At 73.2% G+C, this 19,975-nt stretch carries 14 protein-coding genes and 1 pseudogene; 7 read left to right on the forward strand and 8 right to left on the reverse strand.

Features of this window, described 5'->3' with window-relative positions:
* Positions 1 to 66: 66 nt before the first annotated feature.
* Entirely contained in the window at positions 67 to 828 is a 762-nt protein-coding gene (locus ACFWGN_RS16560) for a putative protein N(5)-glutamine methyltransferase (RefSeq protein WP_377618317.1), read from the forward strand.
* Between the two features lie 120 nt (positions 829 to 948).
* On the forward strand, positions 949 to 2,073 hold the full coding sequence (gene rlmC, locus ACFWGN_RS16565) for a 23S rRNA (uracil(747)-C(5))-methyltransferase RlmC (RefSeq protein WP_377618319.1): 1,125 nt from the start codon (positions 949 to 951) through the stop codon (positions 2,071 to 2,073).
* 13 nt (positions 2,074 to 2,086) lie between these two features.
* Here the strand turns inward: rlmC and ACFWGN_RS16570 are convergent, their stop codons facing one another.
* On the reverse strand, positions 2,087 to 2,878 hold the full coding sequence (locus ACFWGN_RS16570; RefSeq protein WP_377618321.1) for an SWIM zinc finger family protein: 792 nt from the start codon (positions 2,876 to 2,878) through the stop codon (positions 2,087 to 2,089).
* Positions 2,875 to 5,973 (reverse strand): DEAD/DEAH box helicase, encoded by a 3,099-nt coding sequence (locus tag ACFWGN_RS16575; protein WP_377618322.1) that lies wholly within the window; start codon positions 5,971 to 5,973, stop codon positions 2,875 to 2,877. The genes ACFWGN_RS16570 and ACFWGN_RS16575 overlap by 4 nt, the downstream gene beginning before the upstream one ends.
* Positions 5,974 to 6,108: 135 nt before the next feature.
* Here ACFWGN_RS16575 and ACFWGN_RS16580 point away from each other — a divergent pair, with 135 nt between their 5' ends.
* From ACFWGN_RS16580 to ACFWGN_RS16590, 3 genes are read left to right on the forward strand one after another with little or no spacing between them, the layout of a single operon-like run.
* Positions 6,109 to 6,885 carry a TetR/AcrR family transcriptional regulator gene (locus tag ACFWGN_RS16580; protein WP_377618323.1) on the forward strand — a complete coding sequence of 259 codons (777 nt, stop codon included), beginning with the start codon at positions 6,109 to 6,111 and terminating at the stop codon, positions 6,883 to 6,885.
* Entirely contained in the window at positions 6,882 to 7,679 is a 798-nt protein-coding gene (locus tag ACFWGN_RS16585; protein ID WP_377618325.1) for a DUF998 domain-containing protein, read from the forward strand. The genes ACFWGN_RS16580 and ACFWGN_RS16585 overlap by 4 nt, the downstream gene beginning before the upstream one ends.
* A gap of 13 nt (positions 7,680 to 7,692) precedes the next feature.
* Positions 7,693 to 8,547 carry an alpha/beta fold hydrolase gene (locus tag ACFWGN_RS16590; protein ID WP_377618327.1) on the forward strand — a complete coding sequence of 285 codons (855 nt, stop codon included), beginning with the start codon at positions 7,693 to 7,695 and terminating at the stop codon, positions 8,545 to 8,547.
* A 7-nt stretch (positions 8,548 to 8,554) separates the two neighbouring features.
* On the opposite strand, the gene ACFWGN_RS16595 is transcribed toward ACFWGN_RS16590, so the two are convergent.
* The gene (locus ACFWGN_RS16595; RefSeq protein WP_377618329.1) at positions 8,555 to 10,213 is read right to left on the reverse strand and encodes a D-alanyl-D-alanine carboxypeptidase family protein; all 1,659 of its coding nucleotides are present in this window, start codon (positions 10,211 to 10,213) and stop codon (positions 8,555 to 8,557) included.
* A gap of 289 nt (positions 10,214 to 10,502) precedes the next feature.
* On the opposite strand from ACFWGN_RS16595, the gene ACFWGN_RS16600 reads away from it, so the two are divergent.
* Complete coding sequence (locus ACFWGN_RS16600; protein WP_377618331.1) at positions 10,503 to 10,742, forward strand: hypothetical protein; 240 nt, start codon at positions 10,503 to 10,505, stop codon at positions 10,740 to 10,742.
* Positions 10,743 to 10,828: 86 nt separating this feature from the next.
* On the opposite strand, the gene lysX is transcribed toward ACFWGN_RS16600, so the two are convergent.
* From lysX to ACFWGN_RS16625, 5 genes and pseudogenes are all read right to left on the reverse strand, one after another.
* On the reverse strand, positions 10,829 to 14,206 hold the full coding sequence (gene lysX, locus ACFWGN_RS16605; RefSeq protein WP_377618333.1) for a bifunctional lysylphosphatidylglycerol synthetase/lysine--tRNA ligase LysX: 3,378 nt from the start codon (positions 14,204 to 14,206) through the stop codon (positions 10,829 to 10,831).
* A gap of 134 nt (positions 14,207 to 14,340) precedes the next feature.
* On the reverse strand, positions 14,341 to 14,742 hold the full coding sequence (locus tag ACFWGN_RS16610) for a hypothetical protein (RefSeq protein ID WP_377618493.1): 402 nt from the start codon (positions 14,740 to 14,742) through the stop codon (positions 14,341 to 14,343).
* 81 nt (positions 14,743 to 14,823) lie between these two features.
* Positions 14,824 to 14,964 (reverse strand): annotated as a pseudogene (locus tag ACFWGN_RS16615) (sigma factor-like helix-turn-helix DNA-binding protein); the annotation flags it as partial.
* 234 nt (positions 14,965 to 15,198) lie between these two features.
* Positions 15,199 to 16,674 carry a hypothetical protein gene (locus ACFWGN_RS16620; RefSeq protein ID WP_377618334.1) on the reverse strand — a complete coding sequence of 492 codons (1,476 nt, stop codon included), beginning with the start codon at positions 16,672 to 16,674 and terminating at the stop codon, positions 15,199 to 15,201.
* On the reverse strand, positions 16,671 to 17,423 hold the full coding sequence (locus ACFWGN_RS16625) for an RNA polymerase sigma factor (RefSeq protein ID WP_377618336.1): 753 nt from the start codon (positions 17,421 to 17,423) through the stop codon (positions 16,671 to 16,673). Before ACFWGN_RS16625 ends, ACFWGN_RS16620 begins: the two co-directional genes overlap by 4 nt.
* A gap of 210 nt (positions 17,424 to 17,633) precedes the next feature.
* Here ACFWGN_RS16625 and ACFWGN_RS16630 point away from each other — a divergent pair, with 210 nt between their 5' ends.
* A complete protein-coding gene (locus tag ACFWGN_RS16630; protein ID WP_377618338.1) occupies positions 17,634 to 19,937 on the forward strand; it encodes a sodium-translocating pyrophosphatase in 2,304 nt (767 codons plus the stop codon).
* The last annotated feature ends 38 nt before the right edge of the window (positions 19,938 to 19,975 follow it).

Genomic DNA, 19,975 nt, shown 5'->3' on the forward strand with positions numbered 1-19,975 from the left:
GGCGTCGGGCACGTGTCCATTATCCGCCCGCACGTCCCTCTCACCGGGTAGTAGCGTGAGCCCACCATGACCCCAGCAGAGATCGTGCTCACCCTCCGCGCCGCGGGCTGCGTGTTCGCCGAGGACGAGGCGGACCTGCTCGTCGCCGCGGCGACCTCTCCTGCGGAGCTCGACGACATGGTCGCGCGCCGGGTCTCGGGGCTCCCGCTCGAGCAGGTCCTCGGCTGGGCCGAGTTCTGCGGCCTGCGCATCCTCGTGGAGCCCACGGTGTTCGTGCCTCGCAGGCGTTCGGAGCTCCTCGCAGGTTCGGCCCGGGACCTCACGGCCGAGCACGCGACGGTCGTGGACCTGTGCTGCGGCACGGGCGCGCTCGGCGCGGTGCTGCGCGCAGCCCGTCCCGGCATCGACCTGCACGTCGCGGACATCGACCCCGCGGCCGTTCGGTGCGCGCGCCGGAACCTTCACGGACAAGTTCACGAGGGCGACTTGTACGACGCGCTGCCCGAAGAGCTGCGAGGAACGGTCGACGTGCTCGTCGTCAACGCCCCGTACGTCCCGACCGACGCGATCGAGACCATGCCCCCCGAGGCCAGGCTCCACGAGGCCCGGGTCGCGCTCGACGGTGGTGCCGACGGGCTCGACGTGCACCGACGGGTCGCCGCCGACGCCGCGGCCTGGCTCGCCCCGGGCGGCCACCTGCTCATCGAGACGAGCGAGCGCCAGGCCCCCGTCGCGGTCGGGCTCTTCGAGCAGGCCGGGCTGGTCGCCCGGACGGTGACCGACGACGACCTCGGCGCGACCGTGGTGGTCGGCACGTACCCCGGGTAGCGGTCGACCGGCCCGGCCCGGCCCGGCCTGCACGTCCCGGCCCGCGCAGGTCCGAGGACCACGTCCGGGGCCGGCCCGCGCAGGGCCGGCCCGTGAGGCCCGCCCCGTAGACTCGGGGGAATGCAGTGCCCCCACTTCGACGCCCACGAGTGCCGTTCGTGCACCCTCATGGGGCAGGGCTACGCCGCGCAGCTCGCCGACAAGCAGCGGCACGCGGGCGAGCTCCTCGCGGCGCACGGGGGACTGCGGTGGGACCGCCCGTTCCCGAGCCAGGAGTCCGGCTTCCGCAACAAGGCCAAGATGGTCGTGGGCGGCACGGTCGAGCACCCGACGCTCGGCATCCTCGACGCGGGCGGGCGCGGCGTCGACCTCCAGGACTGCGGCCTGTACCCGGCGGACCTCCAGGCCGTCTTCCCCGTCCTCGCAGCGTTCGTCACGCGCGCCGCCCTCACGCCGTACGACGTGACGACGCGACGCGGTGAGCTCAAGAACGTGCTGGTCACGCAGTCGCCCGACGGCGAGCTCATGGTGCGCTTCGTGCTGCGCTCGCAGGAGCCGGTCTCGCGGCTGCGCAAGCACCTGCCGAGCCTGCTCGACGCGCTGCCGCAGGCGCGTGTGGTGTCGGCCAACATCCTGCCCGAGCACAAGGCCGCGCTCGAGGGGGACCAGGAGATCCTGCTCACCGAGGCCGACACCCTGACCATGCGCGTCAACGGCATCGAGATGCACCTGCGTCAGCAGAGCTTCTTCCAGACGAACACGGAGGTCGCCGCTGCGCTGTACCGGCAGGGGCGCGAGTGGGTCGACGAGGCCGCGCCAGCGAGCGTGTGGGACCTGTACTGCGGGGTCGGCGGGTTCGCGCTGCACTGTGCGGCGCCGGGGCGCGAGGTGGTCGGGATCGAGTCGAGCCGCGAGGCGATCGTGAGTGCCGAGCGCAGCGCCGAGCAGGCAGGGTTCGACGACCTGACGTTCCGGGCGGGGGACGCGACCGCGTTCGCTCTCGCGGCCGAGCGGGTCCCTGACCTGGTGATCGTGAACCCGCCGCGGCGCGGGATCGGCGCGGAGCTCGCGGGGTGGCTCGAGACCTCGACCGTGCGGCAGGTCGTCTACTCGAGCTGCAACGCCGAGTCACTGGCCCGCGATCTCGCGGCCATGCCGTCGCTGCGCCCGGTGCGTGGCCGGGTGCTCGACATGTTCCCGCAGACCTCGCACTACGAGGTCATGGTCCTGCTCGAGCGCGCCTGAGCGCCCGAGGCCCTCAGCGGTCCCGGGCCGTGAGCCGCTCGGCCGCGTCGAGAGCCGCCGCGGCGAGCGCGGCTCGCAGCCCTGCGACGTCGACGGGGGTCCCGTCGGGGGTCCGGTCGGGGACGCCGACGAGCAGGTCCGCCGCGACGGGCGGTTCGGGGACGTCGGGCGGGGGAGGCAGCTCGCCGAGGACCCGCAGACCCGACGGCGCCGCTCCCGTCCTGGCGCCCCTCGCCGAGATCCCCTGCAACGCGTCGAGCACCTGCTCGCGCGACCGGCCGCGCAGGAGGAACAGCACGAACGGGTCGGCGTCGAGCAGCCAGCCCGCCTGGTAGCTGAGCGCTGCGGCGTGCAGGCAGGGCAGGTCCCAGGTGGGGCAGTCGCACTCAGGCTCGAGGTCTCCGATCCCGGGGAGCAGCGTGACGTCGGCGTCGAGGGCCGCAGCGACGACGTCGCGTGGCATCTCTCCGGCGAGCAGGGCCGCGAGGCGTCCTGACCGTGAGGCGAGGGCTTCGAGGAACCTGTCCCACTCGTCGTCGGTCAGGGGCTCGAGCGACACGACCGTGTGGTACATCTCCCCGTCGTCGTCTTGTACGCGGGCTTGGACTGCGCCAGGGCTGACCGTGATCGGACCGACCCGGCCTGTCCGCGCGTAGGCGCGCCCCTTCTTGAGCGGACCCGCGTCGAGCGCGAACTCCTCCATCGCGCGCACCCACGAGCGTGCCCACCAGGACTGTCCGCGCCGTACGGCGCCCTTGGTCGCCGTACCGGTCGGCGGGAAGGCCGGGAAGCCCACGGCGCTCATGAGTGCCCCCTCTCTCCTGCAGAGGGAGATCGCTCGTCGCCGGCGGTGCCGGGCAGGTCGCTCGCGGGGAAACGCTCACCCTCGGACGCCCGCAGCGACACGAGCTCGGCCAGGTCGTCCGTGCTGAGCTCGGAGATCGCGCCCTCGACCCCACCCGGTGCCAGGACCGCGTCGGCGAGCTCGCGCTTGGACTCGATCATGCGGGCGATGTGCTCCTCGATGGTTCCCTCGCTCGTCAGCCGGTGCACCTGGACGGGCCGGGTCTGACCGATCCGGTACGCCCGGTCGGTGGCCTGCTCCTCGACGGCCGGGTTCCACCAGCGGTCGTAGTGGATGACGTGGTCGGCCCGCGTGAGGTTGAGCCCGGTGCCTGCGGCCTTGAGCGAGAGCAGGAACACGGGCGGCATCTCCGTGGTGCTCTGGAACCGGGCGACCATCTGCTCGCGCTGGGCCACGGGCGTCCCACCGTGCAGCAGCATGGTCGGGACGCCGCGACGCGCGAGGTAGGACTCGAGGAGCCGGGCCATCGCGACGTACTGCGTGAACACGAGGATCGCGCCCTCCTCGGCCCGGACGGTCGCCACGAGCTCGGTGAACGCGTCGAGCTTGCCCGATCGTCCGGAGAGCCGGGGCTCGTCCTCGTGCAGGTACTGGGCCGGATGGTTGCAGATCTGCTTGAGGTGCGTGAGCAGGCCGCCGATCATGGCGCGGCGCCCCATGCCCTCGGCGCGGTCGATCTCGTCGAGCGCCGACCGCACGGCGCCCTCGTAGAGCCCCACCTGCTCGGCCGTGAGGGGCACGACCTGGTCGGTCACGGTCTTGGGCGGCAGCTCGGGCGCGATCCCCGGGTCGGACTTGCGTCGTCGGAGCAGGAAGGGGCGGACCAGACGGGACAGCTTCTCGGCCAGCACGGGGTCGCGGGTCTGCTCGATCGGGTCGGCCCACCGGCGCCGGAACTGCCCGCGCGAGCCCAGCAGGCCGGGGTTGAGCCAGTCCATGACGGCCCACAGCTCGGTGAGGTTGTTCTCGACGGGGGTCCCGGACAGGGCTACGCGCGCCTCGGCGGGGATCGTCCGCAGGGCCTTCGCGGTGCTCGAGCCCGGGTTCTTGACGTGCTGGGCCTCGTCCGCGACGACGAGCCCCCAGCCGTGCGCCGCGAGCACGGGGGCGGCCTGGGACGAGTCCGACAGGACGGTCCCGTAGGTCGTCAGCACGAACCCGTCGGCGACCCCGCGCAGGTCGCGCGACGCGCCGTGGAAGCGCCGCACCGCGACGCCCGGTGCGAACCGGCGGATCTCCTGCTCCCAGTTGCCCAGGAGCGAGGCCGGGCACACGACCAGGGTGGGTCCGGTGCCCGCGCGCTCCCCGGTGGGACCTGCGGCGTCGTCGGGCCGGGTGCGAGCGCGGTGCAGGTGCAGCGCGATGAGCGTGACGGTCTTTCCCAGGCCCATGTCGTCCGCGAGGCACGCGCCCAGGCCCAGCCCTGTCAGGCGTGCGAGCCAGCGCAGGCCGTCGAGCTGGTAGTCGCGCAGCGTCGCGCGGAGCCCCGGGGGGACGACGACGTCGCGCGCCGGGGCAGGGTCCTCGAGCTCGGCGCGCAGGCGGTCGAGCCAGGGCGTCCGGGTCACGGCGAGGTCCTGGTCGCCCACGCGGGCGACCCCGGTGAGCGCGGCCGCGACGGCGTCTAGCGCGGAGACGGGCTGGGGCGTGCGTCGCGTCGCGGCCGTGGCTGCGGCCGGGTCCGCGAGGACCCAGCGCCCCCGCAGCCGCACGACGGCGGAGCGCCCCTCCGCGTGGACGCGCGCCAGGTGCTCGCGCTCGGCCGCGGTGAGCCGTACACCGTCGAGCGTGAGCTCGTGCGTGAGAGTCATGGGCGACGACGGGACGGAACGCTGACGGCTGAGGCCGGACGATCCGAGCAGAGCGGGCAGGGCCCGGCGCTCACCGGCCGGGTCGTCACCGGGGACCTCGGTCGGGGAGAAGACCGCGACCGACCGGACATGACCTGCGAGGCCTGCGGGCCACTCGACCGCGATCCCGGTCGCGGCCAGCGACGCGGAGCCCTCGGCGAGGAGCTCGCGGACGTCGGCCGGGGCGAGCACGAGCGCGCGGGGGACGGGTTGGTCGAGCAGCTCGTCGAGCGGAGGCCAGGCCGTCGCTCCCGCGCGCAGCCGGACCAGGACGTCGCCGACCTCTTCCTGCGCCTCGCGCGCTCCAGTGCCCGTCCGGGCCGAGGCCCAGAGCTCGTCAGCGGTGCGGGACCCGGCGGGGCCGCGGACGACCACGGTCGCGCGCCAGTCGCACGTGGCCAGGTCCTCGTGACGGTCGTCTTCGGCAGGCAGCGGGGCGTCCTCAGCGGCCCGTGGACCGGCGGTGCGGAGCACGAGCGGCTCGAGCCGCAGGCTCACGGCCACGCGGGGGTCGAGGAGGGCCGTGGCATCGTGCACCCAGGCCACCAGCTGGTCGGGGACGGGGGCCGCGTCGGCGGCGACCCGCCGGCCGTCGACCGCGTCGGCGGCGAGCGCCTCGGCGGCACCCGGGCTCGCGCCGGCTCCCGGCCTCGCGACCAGGCCGCGCGCCACCCCGCGAGGTGCTCCGACGCTCGCCCCGACCTCCCGGACCAGGGTGTCGGCCACGGCATCCATGGCGCCCCGGACCAGGGAAGTCCGGGTGCCCGTGCCGCTCGTCGCGCCCGGTCCTCGCCCGTCGGACGGCATGGCCTCGGCGAGCGCGTCCAGACGGTCGAGCGAGGGGCCGTCGAGCGGGCCGACCCGCCACCCCACCGAGGGCGGCGCACCGTCGGCCTCGGCCGGTCTCGCCGCTCCGGCCGAGGCAGCCGGCCCGCCGGTGCCCGTCGACCTCCCGGTGTCCTCCCGGACCACGGGAACCAGGCGCCCAGCCGCGACATGGCTCAGTGCCTCGGCGCACACCGCGCCCCAGAACACCTCGTCGGGTGACGCGTCGCCCGACGCCCACGCGTCGAGCAGGTCGTCGACCGTTCCCCGGTCCCAGTGCTCGGGCGAGGCGAGAGCGGCGGCGTCGGCGCCCCGTCGTGGCGCGGTCGGTCCCGTCGAGAGGGGGGCTGCTGGGGTCACGAGGCCTTCCTGGTACGCCGTCCGTCGACGTTTCCCGAGCCGATCAACGTACGATGTACGCAGATCATTCCCGACAGTTCGGGTGAACGTCGGGCACTCCTCGATGATCCCTGACCCCGACCGAGGAGGCAGCCCGTGCCGACCCCCACGCCCAGCCCAGCTCCCCCCGCGCCGCGCGACCCCGCGCGGACCCTCGCCCTTCTCTGGGGCCTGCACGCCGACCGTGGCGCGCGGGGCCCCCAGCAGTCCCGGACGCCCGACGACGTGGCACGTGCCGCCGTCGGGCTCGCGGACGAGGACGGGGCTCTCACTGGGCTCTCGATGCGCAAGGTCGCGGCCGCGCTGGGCATCGGCACCATGTCGCTCTACACCTACGTGCAGAACAAGGACGACCTCGTGGACCTGGTGGTCGACCGTGCCTACGGCGAGCTCTATCCCCAGGGGCGTGCGACGGGGACGACGTGGCATGACCGGCTGCGATCGGTGGCCCGCGCGAACTGGGACCTGTTCGCGGCCCACCCGTGGCTCCTCGACGTCGACCTCGCGCGCCCCGTCCTGGGACCGGGCGAGACCCGCAAGTACGACGTCGAGCTCCGAGCGATCGAGGGAGTCGGACTCGACGACGTCGCGATGGACGCGACCGTGACGCTCGTCGTGGGCCAGGCGACCACCGCTGCACGCCGCGCTCGTGCGGCCCGCGCCGCGCACGAGGCGAGCGGCCAGACCGACGACGAGTGGTGGGCCGCGAACGCCCCGCTGCTCGAACGGATCAGCGCGATGAGCACGTTCACGGTCGCGGGACGCGTCGGGGCGACGGTCGGCGAGGCGCAGCAGTCGGCGTACTCGCCCGAGGCCGAGCTCGACTTCGGGATCGAGCGCATCGTCGCGGGCGTCGAGGCACTCGTCGCATGAGCTCGAAGCCCTCACCCGATGGGTCGCGCGCGGGCCGTCCGGGCGCTCGGCTGGTCTCGGCTGCGCAGGTTCTGCTCGCCCTCGCCGGGATCCTCTACCTGGGGGTCGTCGTCGAGGCGGCGGCGGGCTGGCCCCTCGACCCCGCGCGGTCGTACCTGTCCGAGCTCGCGGCGCTCGACCAGGCCACCTCACCCCTCTTCCGGTCCACCGACGTGGCATCGGGAGCCTTGGTGCTCGTGGGCCTCGCCCTCCTGGGGACGGCGTACGTGCGCGCCCGCCGGGCGGGCGCGCCGGCCGCGACCCTCGGGCAGAAGGTGACGTTCTGGGCGTTCGTCGCGTTCGGCCTCGCGACCGTGGCGGACGCCCTGCTGCCGCTCGACTGCGCGCTCTCGGTGGGCGACTGCGCGGCACGCGAGGCGGCCGGGGAGCTCAGCCTCGCTCACGAGGCGCACACCTTCTCGAGCGTGGCCTCGGGAGTCAGCTCGTTCGTCGCGAGCGCGGGGGTCGTGTGGCTCGCGCGTGCCCGACGGCGCACCCTCCTCGGCTTCTCGGCGCGCCTCGCGGGCGCGCTGGGACCGTTCCTGGGGGTCGTGACCGGCACGATCGGCCTGTTCGGCAGCCCGCTACCTGTCGGGACCGGGATCGTGCAGCGCGTCCAGGTCGTCGCCTTCTCCGTGGTGCTCGTGCTGGCCGTGCAGGTCCTGACGCTGCGCCGGCCGCGCCGGCGCGCACCGGAGACAGATGTTCCCCAGGACGGCACAGCGCGCTCCCCGGTGGCGCACAGCGAGCCGTGATGGACTGTGCCGCATGGCTTCGGCGATCATCGCACTGGCACCCACGACCTGGGTCGTCCTCCCGGGTCTCCTGCTCGCCCCCTCGGACATGGAGCCCGTCGCCCGCGTGGTGCGTGAGCAGTACCCGGACGCGACGGTCCTGGTGCTCGACTCCTGGGACACCGCCGTCACGGCCCCGGTCGGGGAGGTCCGTGCCCAGCTCGGGCTGGTCGAGGCCCAGGCGCCGGGCAGCGTCGGGCTCGTGGGGCACAGCGTGGGTGGCCTGGCCGCGATCGAGTGGGCGCTGACCCACCCCGAGGAGGTCGGCGCCGTGCTGCTGCTCGACCCCACGACCCCGTTCCTCCCGCGGCGTCCCGAGCGTCCGGCCCCCGTGGGACTGACGCTCCTCGCGGAACGGGTCGTCCACACGAGCGGCCTGCTGCTCTCTCGCTGCCCCGCGGTGACGAGGTGGGGGCCCGCGCTGCGTCGTCGGGCCTGGTACGACGCGACGCACCGCCCCGACCCGCTGCCCGACGACGAGGCCGTCCGCCGTTACGGCACGCCCGAGGCGTGGCGCCTGCTCACCGGGCAGTACGAGCAGAGCTGGGCGCAGGCAGAACGGGTCACCGAGCTCTTCGCGCGTGACGCGGGCGCGCTGCAGAGGCTCGCCGTGCGCCCGGTCCAGCTCGTCGGCTGGGGGCGGCGTGGCCAGGGGGCGTTCCTGCGCGAGGAGCGTGAGCTCGGCGCTCGGCTGGGCGCGAAGGTCTACGGCCTGCGCGGCGAGGGGCACATGTTCCCGCTCACCCGTCCCGACGTCGTCGCGCAGGTCCTGCGCGGAGAGGTTCCCGACGGGGCCGTGGCCCCCACGGTGGAGGCGGCGTTCGCCTGAGTGCCGGCTACCAGCCGGACGCGTACTCGAAGTGCCACGGCTCGGGCTTGGAACCGTTGGTCCGGGCCCAGGCCGGGTTGTCCCAGCCGTAGAGCGGGGCGTTGGCGCGCAGCCACTTGTACTGGGCCGAGCCGGGGTTCGACGCGGGAGAGGTCAGGTCGATCGCCAGGCCCCAGCCGTGGTTGGACGTGCCGGGCACTGCCGCGAGGCCGGGCTTGGCCGCGCGGGTCGCGACCTGGCTGGCGTAGGAGCGGTACGAGTCGGTCAGGCCGATCGGCTCGCCGAAGCGCTGCTGGTAGGCCGCGGACAGCTCCTCGAGCATCGCCGCCGCGTCGCAACGCAGCATGTGGCTGCGAGCGAACGAGAGCGTCGTCAGGGCGGAAGCCGGGATCTTGCCGTTCGCGTAGTTCGTGGACCCGCACTGGGCGAGCAGGTTCGCCGCGCGCACGCGGCGCTCGGCCGCGAGCTCGCCGGGGGTCGCCGGAGCCGGCGTGACGCCGGAAGCGCCCGTCTCGCCGAAGTCCTGGAGCAGGACCGCGACCCGGTTCGCCGCGCGGGCGACGTCCTCGCTGGTCGCCGGGGCGGCGGCCTCGGTGTCGACCTCTGCGGCGGTCTCCGTCGTCAGGGCTGTGCGCTCGCTCGAACGCGAGGCACGGTCCGTGCCCTGGGCGCGCTCGGCGATCAGGGACTCGGTGAGCGCGGCCAGCTCGGCCTTCGCGTCAGCGAGGTCCTGCGGGCTCGTGGCCCGGTCTGCGGCGGGGCCGTCGGCGCGGGTGAGGAGGTCCTGCGCCTGGCTGAGGAGCTGCTCCTCGGCGTCGACCTCTTGCTGGGCGAGCTCGGTCGTGGTGTCGCCGGCCTCGTCGTCCGCGAGGTCCGTCCGCATGCCGCCAGGGGCGAAGTCCCCCGAGGCCGTGCTGGGAAGCACCAGAGGGACGCACGCCAGGGCACCCACGAAGGCTGCGCCCGTCGCCGCGCGGGCCACGAACTTGGAGCCGAACAGAGGTCCGCGCGTCGGTGCTGCCGTGGCAACGACCGGGGTGGGACCCGTAGCCGGTCCGCCGGTCTTGCGCTCACGTCGTGTGAGAGGGGCGAAGGGGTGCTCGACCGTCGCCGCGTCGTACGACGCGGGTTCGACGACCGGGCTCTGCGGGCCCGCGACGACGGGCGTGGGGGTCGAGCGCAGAGGGGTCGGGGCGGGTACCAGGACGACCGGGATCTCACCTGAGGGTGTCTGCAGCGGCGCGACGGGCTCGGTGGCACGCTGGATGCCCGTGGGCGGGAAGGGCGAGACGCGGGGAGCCGCGGGCTGGGCTGCGACCGGAGCCTCGACGGGGGCCATGGCGCGGGCCGCGGCGGCCGGGGAGACGGCCGGGCTGGCAGGGGACGGGCGGGCGGGGGCTGGTGCCTGGTGCGAGCCGGCGAAGTGGGCCGGGACGGAGAGCGACGGCTCGACGGGGGCCGGAGGAGCGGCGACCTGGGGCACCGCGAACGTCGCAGGACGGGGCGCGGTGTGGCGGTGCTCGACGTGCAGCGAGTCCGTGTGGGCGCGTCCCTCGAGGCCTGCTGCGGCGAGCTCGCGTGCTCGGAGCTCGGCCTGACGTTGACGCCGCGTGGGGGTCGGCGCGGCGCCGTGCGGGCGCTGCTGGACCGGTGCGGACGTTTCCACCTGAGGTGACTCCTGTGCTCTGGACGGCCTCGCGGGGGAGGACGCTGCTGACTGCCGTGGTGCGGGAGCCAGTGGTCGTTGCCGTCCGTGCTGCGCCCGATCGTCGCCTACGTTACCCGTTCGTTATCGCTCTGTGTGACGCCATCCACACCCCACGACGATCTCTCCGCACGGTGGTGCGGAAAACTCGTGCGGAGCATCCCTCGGCGGCACGTCGGACTGGCCAGGACCGGTCCGATACGCGAAGGTTGGCCGGATGCCGACGGGCGGCACGGGAGCGAGGACGACGATGCTGTACCTGTTCGCCGTGGTGTTCGGTGCGGGCACGGGGGTGGTCCTCGACCATCTCAAGAAGCAGCGCTCGCCCGAGGGTCGCGTCGCTGTCCCCATGACCGCCCTCGTGCTGGCTTTCGCGGCCGGAGGCGGGGCCTTCGCCGCTGCGGGCCCGGGGGAGCCCTTCCTCGTCGGGGTGGCCCTGGTCTCGATGGCGCTCGGGATGGTGCTCGCTTCGAGGCGCCGTCGGGCGTGACGTCCCAGGGACGCTGGACCGGGATCGGTCGGGCTCGCCGTCGATCTACCCCACCGATCTCGGTCCCGCCCCCGACGAGCTCTTGCTCAGCCGCGGCCCGACGGCCGCACGAACGGGAACGCGAGCGTCTCGCGGATGCTCGCACCGATGAGCATCATGTAGACGCGGTCGACCCCGATCCCGAGCCCGCCCGTGGGCGGCATCGCGAACTCCAGGGCGGACAGGAACTCCTCGTCGACCTCCATGGCCTCGGGGTCGCCCGCTGCGGCCAGCAGGGACTGCTGCGTGAGGCGTTCGCGCTGGTCCACAGGGTCGATGAGCTCCGAGTACGCGGTGCCCAGCTCGGCGCCGAACGCCACGAGGTCCCACCGCTCGGCGAGCCGCGGGTCGCGGCGGTGCGTGCGGGTCAGCGGCGAGGTCTCGAGGGGAAAGTCCGTGTAGAACGTGGGCTCGACGGTCTGCCCTTCGACGAACGCGTCGTACAGCTCGGTGACGATCGCGCCGTGCGTCATGGTCGGGGTCCAGTGGACGCCCTTCTCCTCGCAGATCGCCTGGAGCGTCTCGAGGGGGGTGTCTGGCGTGACCTCCTGGCCCACCGCCCGGGACACGGCCCCGTGCACGGTGTGGACGGGCCACTCGCCGTCGAGCCGGACCACGGTCCCGTCGGCCCGGCGTGAGACCGGCTCGCCGTGCACCGCGATCGCGGCCTCGATGATGAGGTCCCGGGTGAGGACGCGCATCGACGTGTAGTCGCCGTACGCCTGGTAGGCCTCGAGCGACGTGAACTCGGGGTTGTGGGTCGCGTCGGCGCCCTCGTTGCGGAAGTTGCGGCCCAGCTCGAACACCTTGCCGACCCCGCCGATCGCGAGCCGCTTGAGGAACAGCTCGGGCGCGATGCGCAGGTACAGGTCCACGTCGTAGGCGTTGATGTGCGTCGTGAAGGGGCGGGCGTTCGCGCCACCGTGCACGCGCTGCAGGATCGGGGTCTCGACCTCGATGAACTCGCGCGCCGCGAGCGAGTCGCGCAGCGACTTCACGGCCGCGCTGCGGCCCCGCAGGACCTGGGCCGTGCGGGTGTCGAGGGCGAGCTCCATGTGCTTGAGCCGGACCTTTGCCTCGGCGTCGGCGAGCCCCCGGTGCTTGTCGGGGGGCGAGGTCAGGGCCTTGGAGGCCATGCACCAGGCGGTGCCGTGGATCGAGAGCTCGCCGCGCCGGCTGCGGGTCAGGTCGCCCGTGACGCTCACCTGGTCGCCCAGGTCGACGGCCCGACGCCACAGCGCGAGGTCCGGGCCCGGCCGGTCCGCGGTGAACATGACCTGGATCTCGTCGGTGCCCTCGCGCAGGTCGGCGAAGATCACGCCGCCGTGGTCGCGCAGCCGCACCACGCGCCCGACGACGGACAGGTCGCCCGCGGAGGGCACGTCGCCGGGAGAGGTGCTCGCCCCCGCGGGTGCGCCGACGTCGGGCACGCGGGCGCCCAGGCGCACGGCCTCGCCGATCGAGACCGTCCGGGGGACCGAGACCGGGTAGGGCTCCATGCCCGCGGTCCGCAGGACGCCGAGCTTGGCGTGCCGCGTGGCCTGCTGCTCGGTCAGGCGGCGCGTGGGCGCCGAGACCGTGAGCAGCGCGGTCTCCTGGGCGCGCACGGCCTCGGCGAAGGCCGCGGAGACCTCGGGCCGGTGCAGGTCGGGGGACCGGTCGCGGCGGTGGAGGAGGTTCGGGGTGTTCGGCAGGAAGCCCTCGGCCTGGCCGACCGCGAAGATGACCTGCGTGAGCTGTCCCGCGTTCTGGTAGCAGAGCAGGCGCGGCTTCCAGTCCGGCAGGTACTTCTCGTTCGACTTGTAGAGCGAGTCGAGCTGCCAGAACCGCGACGCGATCAGCAGCACGCGCCGGTTGAAGCGCTGGACCGGGGTCGCCCCGATGCGGGCGCCCTGCTCGAACGACCCGCGGAACATCGCGAAGTTCATCGAGATGCGGTCGATCCCCATGCCGCGGCCCGCGGCCACGAGCTCGGTGACCATGAACTCGGTGACGCCGCTGACGGCCTGCGGGTGGCGGCGCATGACGTCGAGCGACAGGCCGCGGCGTCCCCACGGCACGAAAGACAGCAGGCCGCGGGGGTTCCCGTCGGCGTCGTGCGCCGAGACGATCATCTCGCGCGGGTCCGCGGGATCTCCGAGGCGGCTCAACGACATCGAGAAGCCGCGCTCCTCGCCGTGGCGCCACTCGTCGGCCACGGCGACCAGCTTCGCGAGCTCGTCGGGGGCGATCTCCGACTGGCGGCGGACCAGGACGCGGTAGCCCTCGCGCTCCGGGCGCGCGACCGCGTGCCGGACGGACCGCATGGCCGGGCCGTCGAGGTTGAAGGTGCGCGTGTTGATGATGGCCTCGTCGCCCAGCGCGATCGGGTGCAGGTCCACCGCCTGGAAGGCCTTGGCACCGAGCTCGCTCGTCGACAGCACCGCGGGGACCCAGCCGAACCGGCGGGCGTGCGCGCGCCACTGCTCGATCGCGTCGGGCCAGCTCGCCTTGTCACCGATCGGGTCGCCCGCCGCGAGGCACACTCCCGAGATGACCCGGTAGGAGATCGCCGCCCGCTGGTCCTGCGAGAAGACCGCGCTGCGGTCCCAGCGGGTCGCGAAGTACTCGAGCGAGTCGTCGCTCGGGTGCTCGAGCAGGAGCTTGCGCACCGCGAGCTCGTCCGCGGCCTCGACCTTGGCATCGTGCGGGGCGGAGCGCATGAACACCGCGATCGCCAGGACCAGCGCCAGGGCCGAGATGAGGCCTGCGAGCAGGGCGAGCCATGCGGGGCCCATGCCGTCGGCGTGCAGCGGGTAGTCGCTGGGCGCGAGGCCCGTCGCGACCGACAGGCTCCAGTTCACCCGGTTGCGGATCCCGTGCAGCGTGTTCGGGACGACCTCCAGGAGGAGGAGGGTGACGAACGCGGAGAGCGCGACACCGATGACGAGCACGAGGATCGCCCGCCACCAGGCCCCCTTGCTGACCTTCGCCGGGAACGCCGAGCGGGCCGCGATCAGCAGGATCACGGCTGCGACCGCCACGATCCAGGACGCGACCTCGATGGGAGTCAGGACCAGGCCGTCCGACCGCAGGGCCTGCTTGTCGTCGTCGAACACCCACAGGAGGCCGACGGCGAGCCCCAGCACCGCGACTGGGAGCTGCCACAGGAGGACCACGAACCACAGGGCCGCACGCTGCCTGCGCAGGAGACCGCTCGCGATCACCCCGACCAGGACCACCGAGAACACGCTCGGGAAGGTGGGGAGGTTCAGCACCGCGAGCCAGTCGCTCACGGTCCGCACGAAGCCCGGGGCGAACAGGAGCAGGATCAGCGCGAGCACGAGCCAGAACGCGACGGCCTGCACGATCCGGCCCGTCCAGGACGCGACCGCCTCCGCCCAGGGGGGAGCAGACGTGCGAGAGAGTGAGGTCGAGCGGGGCATGCGTGCTCCTTGAGGACGGCGGTGCACCCATTCAAGCGCAGGAGCTCTGGTTGCGAGAGGTGGAGCGCGGCGCGGCCGCGCTCGCCACCAGAGGATCCCTCCGAGCGAGTGGGGCCGGGGAGCGACGAAATTCCTCAGCCCCACCAGCTGCTGCAGATGCCGACGATCGCGTCGTCACCACGGGTGGACGAGGCACCGACAGTGGCCCCTATGTGATCGTCACGGGGATGGGAGCGGTGATGAGCCCCCAGCTGTAGAACCATGGTGGCCTCAGCGAGGAGGAGTCGTTGACTGCTCCCCAGGTGCCATCCTGGAGACGGAGCGCGGAAGAGGCCGGAGAGTCCGAGTCCGGCGGCTCCCAGCACGAGGAAGCCGGCGGAGCCGAGAGCGGCCGCGCGCTGGCGGCGGGACCTCTTGACGAGGCGGTGCACCTGGATGGCGCCGGCCGTTCCGTAGGATGCGGACCCGGCTGCGCTCGCGGCGATGTCGGAGAAGGCGGCGTCCAGGTGCAGCGGGGGCAGGTGCTTGTCGGTCATCGGGCTCCTCCCAGGGGAGTGACGTCGAGGTTGTCGGACGGGGGTGTCGATGGGACCGAGGTGCGATGCGAGCTTGCGGTTGGCGTCGCTGAGGTAGCGCTTGACCGCGCCCTCGCTGAGCGACCGGTGGTCGGCGACCTGGCGGACGGTGAGGTCGGAGTAGAAGCGCAGGACCACGCATGCGCGTTCCCGGTGGGAGAGCGTCAGGAGCGCCTTCTGCACGTCGAGGCGGGCGTCGGTCGCGGACGGGGTGTCCGGGCCGCCGGTTTCGCCGAACAGGTGGCGGATGCCTTCCCAGTGGCGTCGGCGGCGGAAGCCGTCGAGATAGCTCGTGAGGATCGCCTTGCGGACACAGCTCTCGGCAAGCTGAAAGTCCGGTCTTCTTCGTGCTCCTGGACACGACCCTGGGGCCCGCTCCCGGAAGTGAGAGCGGGCCCCGGGCCGTGGGTGTCGATGTCAGCCCCAGTACCCCAAGCAGGCCGCGTTGATGGCGTCACCCGCGGGGTCGCCGGCCCGGTTTGCGGCGACGTAGCCCACCATCGCCCACCAGACGCGTGGTGACTCGATCCACTGTGCCCGGATCTCCGCGTACTCCTGTGACGCGCCGGCCGGAACCGGATGGTCGATGAGATAGGTGAGATCGGTGTCCATCGCGGGCAGGAGGGTGCCTGCTGCGCGCAGGTGAGCGTCGAAGGCCTGGCAGACCTCCTCGTCTTTCGTGGCAGGAGCCGTGCCGGGTGTCCCCCCGTCGACTACCTGAAGGGTGAACGACTGCCCGGCCTGCGAATCGTCGAGCGTGACGTCGTAGGTTCCCATGAGACGGCCGAACGAGTAGCTGCTCCTGAGGTCGTCGGAGAAGAGTGCGCCGCCCCGTACGGTCATTGACCAGCCGTCGTCGCTGATGGTCCGGGGGCGCGCTCCGGTGTCCGCGAGGGCTGACACGACGACCTGGTGGCTCTGGTCGGGCCCGTTGACCACGGTGACGACGTCCTCGTCCGATGCGGTGACGAAGAAGAGGTCGAGAGCGGCCGGTGCTCCGGTACTGGCTGCCTGGCGAAGGGCCTCGAAGACCGCCGACGTGTCCGCCCCGAGCACGTCCCGGACCTCCACCGGGTCGGGCTTCGGCGTGATCGTCAGAGGTACGGGGTCGGCGACGAGCCACCCGTCGAACAGCGCCCCGGTCGTCTCCTCGCCCCAGGTCCCGTCCGCTCGGAGGGCCGAGTAGCCCGTGAGCGGGAACCGGTGCAGCGCGAACACCTCGTAGTCACCCGCCGGGAGCGGCGACGGCTGCGTGGTGGTCGGGTCGCACGACGCGGACGAAGCGAGCTCGAGCTCCCAGGTCGCCGAGGAGCCTGGGGCAGGCGTGGCCTCACCCGTGGTCTCGGCAGCAGGGAGCGGCGAGCTGACGATGACCCCGCCCTGGGTGACGATGTACGCGCCCGTGGCCGAGTCGGCGTACCGGAGGCGCGCGTCGCCGTCGAACCGCAGGAGGACCGGTGCGGTCACGGAGCCGGCTGTCTGCGCCGTGAGGGCGGGCACCCCGACGCTCAGGTGGGCGGGCAGGTCGTCGCCCGTCGGGATCGGGGCAGGCTGCTGGCACGCGAGAGCCGTGGCGTCGATCCCTGCAGGGAAGGTCGGCGATGCGGGCGTCTGCGTCGGGATCGCCGAGGGGGACGGGGACTCGGCCGGAGCGACGGGCGTGGGTCGGACTCCCTGCGGGAGCGTGATCGCCGCGACGCCCAGCGCCCCGGCGACGCACAGCGTGGTCGCCCCCAGGGCGACCTTCTTCGCTGCCCGACGGCGGCGCGTGCGTCCGCGGACGACGTCCAGGTGGGTGTCGAGCCCCGGGAGGGACGCGTCGTCGACCAGGTCGCGCAGGGCGCTGCGCAGCTCGTCGTCGTGGTTCGAGGGGCCGATGTGGGTGGCGTTCACTGGGTGTTCCTCCCGTTCGTCGCTGCGGGGGTCGGCAGGTCCTGTGCCGGTGTGGTGGGTGGCTTCGCGCGGGACGGCGAGGCCGGTTCCGTCGTCCGTTCCGCCTTCCGGGCCGGGCCGGGCCGGGCCGGTGTCGTGGCGTCGACCGGCAGCGCCGGCACGGCCGGGGCAGCTGCTCCCAGCGTCTGCTGCATGACGGTCATCGCATCGGAAAGGTGCCGCTTGACGGTCCCCTCGGCGCACCCGAGCTCCTCGGCGATGCGGGGGACGGTCAGGTCCTCGTAGTACCGGAGCACGACGCACGCGCGCTGGCGCGGCGTCAGCCCCGCGAGCGCCTTGGCCGTGTCGGCGCGGGCCGACGCAGGTGCCTCCGGGCCGGGGACGGACTCCCGCTGCCCGACGAGGTGCCGCAGCCCGAGCCAGCTCCGTCGACGGCGGTAGCCGTCGAGGTAGAGCGTGAGGATCGCCCGTCGCACGTACCCCTCGAGGTGTGCGACGGGGCGCTCGGCCTCGCTGCGGGGGGCGTCGTCGAGCGTGAAGAGCCTCGTCCCGCCCGAGGGCGACGTCGGCGCGGGCTGTCGGGACGCCGTCGGGCCCCTTCCACGAAGCCGTGAGAACACCTTGACGAGTGCGTCCTGCACCACGTCCTCCGCATCGCGCCTGTTCCCGCAGAGCAGGTAGGCGTACCCCGTGAGCGCTTGCCCGCGCTGTGCTGTCAGCGCGGCGAGCTCGTCGTCCCAGGTGGCCACCGATCCCCCTTCGTCCTGTACCTGACCACCCGTGGTGGGTGGTGTCACTGATCATGACGGGCGACCGTGCCGGATCGTTGGGGTGCTCGCTCGTGAAGACCTGCACGACGTCGCGTGACGTGCGCCACACATGGCTAGACTCGGGCGCATCCTCCGGGGGTGCCGGAGGTCAGCCGGTGACCCCGGTCCAGCAGTCGTCAAGGAGGACGGATGCTCACGCTCAGCTCCACCAGTCTCACGATCGTCGCGGTGATCGGGGCCATCGGGCTCGCCGCGCTGGTCTTCGCCTTCGTGCTCAGACGTCAGGTCCTCGCGGCGCCCGAGGGGACCGCGAAGATGCAGGACATCGCGCAAGCGATCCAGGAAGGGGCCTCGGCCTACCTCAACCGGCAGTTCCGCACGCTCGCGCTGTTCGCCGTGATCGTGTTCGGTCTCCTGTTCCTGCTGCCGGGGGACGCCGGCATCAAGGTAGGGCGTTCGGTCGCGTTCCTCGTGGGCGCCGGTTTCTCGGCGTGCATCGGGTACCTGGGGATGTGGCTCGCGGTGCGCGCGAACGTGCGCGTCGCGTCGGCCGCGACCAGACCCGGCGGCCGTGCCGAGGGGGCCCGCGTGGCCTTCCGCACCGGAGGCGTGGTGGGGATGTCCGTCGTGGGTTTAGGGCTGCTCGGTGCGGCAGGGGTCGTCCTGCTGTACCGAGGGGACGCGCCGGCTGTGCTCGAGGGGTTCGGGTTCGGGGCTGCTCTGCTCGCGATGTTCATGCGCGTGGGCGGCGGGATCTTCACCAAGGCGGCGGACGTCGGTGCCGACCTGGTGGGCAAGGTCGAGCAGGGGATCCCCGAGGATGACCCGCGCAACGCGGCGACCATCGCGGACAACGTGGGCGACAACGTGGGCGACTGCGCGGGCATGGCCGCCGACCTGTTCGAGTCCTACGCCGTCATGCTCGTCGCGGCCCTCATCCTGGGCAAGGCCGCGATGGGTGAGCAGGGGCTCGTCTTCCCGCTGATCGTCACGGCGATCGGCGCGTTCGTCGCGGTGCTGGGCGTGTTCATCACGCGTATCCGCGGCGAGGAGAACGGCCTGCGGGCCATCTACCGCGGGTTCTACCTCTCGGCGCTGCTCGGCGCGGTCCTGGCCGGGGTCGCGGCGTTCGCGTACCTCCCGTCGTCGTTCTCCGAGCTGTCGGGCACCGCGGACCTGGGCGACGTCACGAGCGACCCGCGCGTGGTCGCGGCGCTCGCGGTCCTCATCGGCGTGGTCCTGGCGGGCATCATCCTGTGGGTCACGGGCTACTTCACGGGCACGACGTCGAAGCCCACCCTCCACGTCGCCGCCACCTCGCGCACGGGGGCGGCCACGGTCGTCCTGTCCGGCATCGGGGTCGGGTTCGAGTCCGCGGTCTACACCGCGGGCATCATCGCGGCTGCCATCTGCGGCGTCTTCCTCATCGCGGGCGGCTCGGTCTGGCTCTCGCTGTTCCTCATCGCGCTCGCAGGCTGCGGGCTCCTGACGACCGTGGGCGTGATCGTCGCGATGGACACGTTCGGTCCGGTGTCCGACAACGCGCAGGGCATCTACGAGATGTCCGTGGGCGAGGCGGGCGACGGCGACCCGGAGGCCGCGCAGATCCTCACCGACCTCGACGCCGTGGGCAACACGACCAAGGCCATCACCAAGGGCATCGCGATCGCGACCGCGGTCCTCGCGGCGACCGCGCTGTTCGGGTCCTACGCGGACGCGGTGGGCGGGGCGCTCGCGGACATCACGAACCCGGCCGGTGGGCTCGTGGTCTCGATGCTCGACTACTCGATCATCTCGCCCATCACCCTGGTCGGCGTGATCCTCGGGGCGGCGACCGTCTTCCTGTTCTCGGGCCTCGCGATCGACGCCGTGACCCGCGCGGCCGGTGCGATCGTCTACGAGGTGCGCCGCCAGTTCCGCGAGCACCCCGGGATCATGACGTACGACGAGCGCCCCGAGTACGGCAAGGTCGTCGACATCTGCACGCGCGACTCGTTGCGCGAGCTCGCGACGCCCGGCCTGCTGGCAGCGTTCGCGCCCATCGCGGTGGGCTTCGGCCTGGGGGTGGGCCCGCTCGCGGGCTTCCTCGCGGGGGCCATCGGCGCGGGCGTGCTCATGGCGGTCTTCCTGGCGAACTCCGGGGGCGCGTGGGACAACGCGAAGAAGATCGTCGAGGACGGCGCGTACGGCGGCAAGGGGTCCCCGGCGCACGAGGCGACCGTCGTCGGCGACACCGTGGGCGACCCGTTCAAGGACACGGCCGGTCCGGCGATCAACCCGCTGCTCAAGGTCATGAACCTGGTCTCGGTGCTCATCGCCCCCGCTGTCGTGCTCCTGAGCGTCCCCGAGGACGCCAACCACACCCTGCGCATCGGCATCGCGGTGGTCGCGGCGGGCATCGCGTTCGGGGCGGTCATCCTGTCGAGGCTGCGCGCGGCGCGCGTCGACCGCGATCAGATGTCCGAGGAGCCGCAGGCGGTGCGCACGAGCTGAGGCTCGTCCGCCGACCAGCCGTCAGGAGCGGGCAGGGC

It is taken from the genome of Oerskovia sp. NPDC060338, from assembly GCF_042726295.1.
Lineage (GTDB): Bacteria > Actinomycetota > Actinomycetes > Actinomycetales > Cellulomonadaceae > Oerskovia > Oerskovia merdavium.

Coding starts and splice junctions, on each gene's coding strand:
- rlmC (WP_377618319.1), top strand. CDS start 949: ATGCAGTGCCCCCACTTCGACGCCCACGAGTGCCGTTCGTGCACCCTC.
- ACFWGN_RS16570 (WP_377618321.1), bottom strand. CDS start 2,878: ATGAGCGCCGTGGGCTTCCCGGCCTTCCCGCCGACCGGTACGGCGACC.
- ACFWGN_RS16600 (WP_377618331.1), top strand. CDS start 10,503: ATGCTGTACCTGTTCGCCGTGGTGTTCGGTGCGGGCACGGGGGTGGTC.
- ACFWGN_RS16610 (WP_377618493.1), bottom strand. CDS start 14,742: ATGACCGACAAGCACCTGCCCCCGCTGCACCTGGACGCCGCCTTCTCC.
- ACFWGN_RS16630 (WP_377618338.1), top strand. CDS start 17,634: ATGCTCACGCTCAGCTCCACCAGTCTCACGATCGTCGCGGTGATCGGG.
- ACFWGN_RS16560 (WP_377618317.1), top strand. CDS start 67: ATGACCCCAGCAGAGATCGTGCTCACCCTCCGCGCCGCGGGCTGCGTG.
- lysX (WP_377618333.1), bottom strand. CDS start 14,206: ATGCCCCGCTCGACCTCACTCTCTCGCACGTCTGCTCCCCCCTGGGCG.
- ACFWGN_RS16590 (WP_377618327.1), top strand. CDS start 7,693: ATGGCTTCGGCGATCATCGCACTGGCACCCACGACCTGGGTCGTCCTC.
- ACFWGN_RS16585 (WP_377618325.1), top strand. CDS start 6,882: ATGAGCTCGAAGCCCTCACCCGATGGGTCGCGCGCGGGCCGTCCGGGC.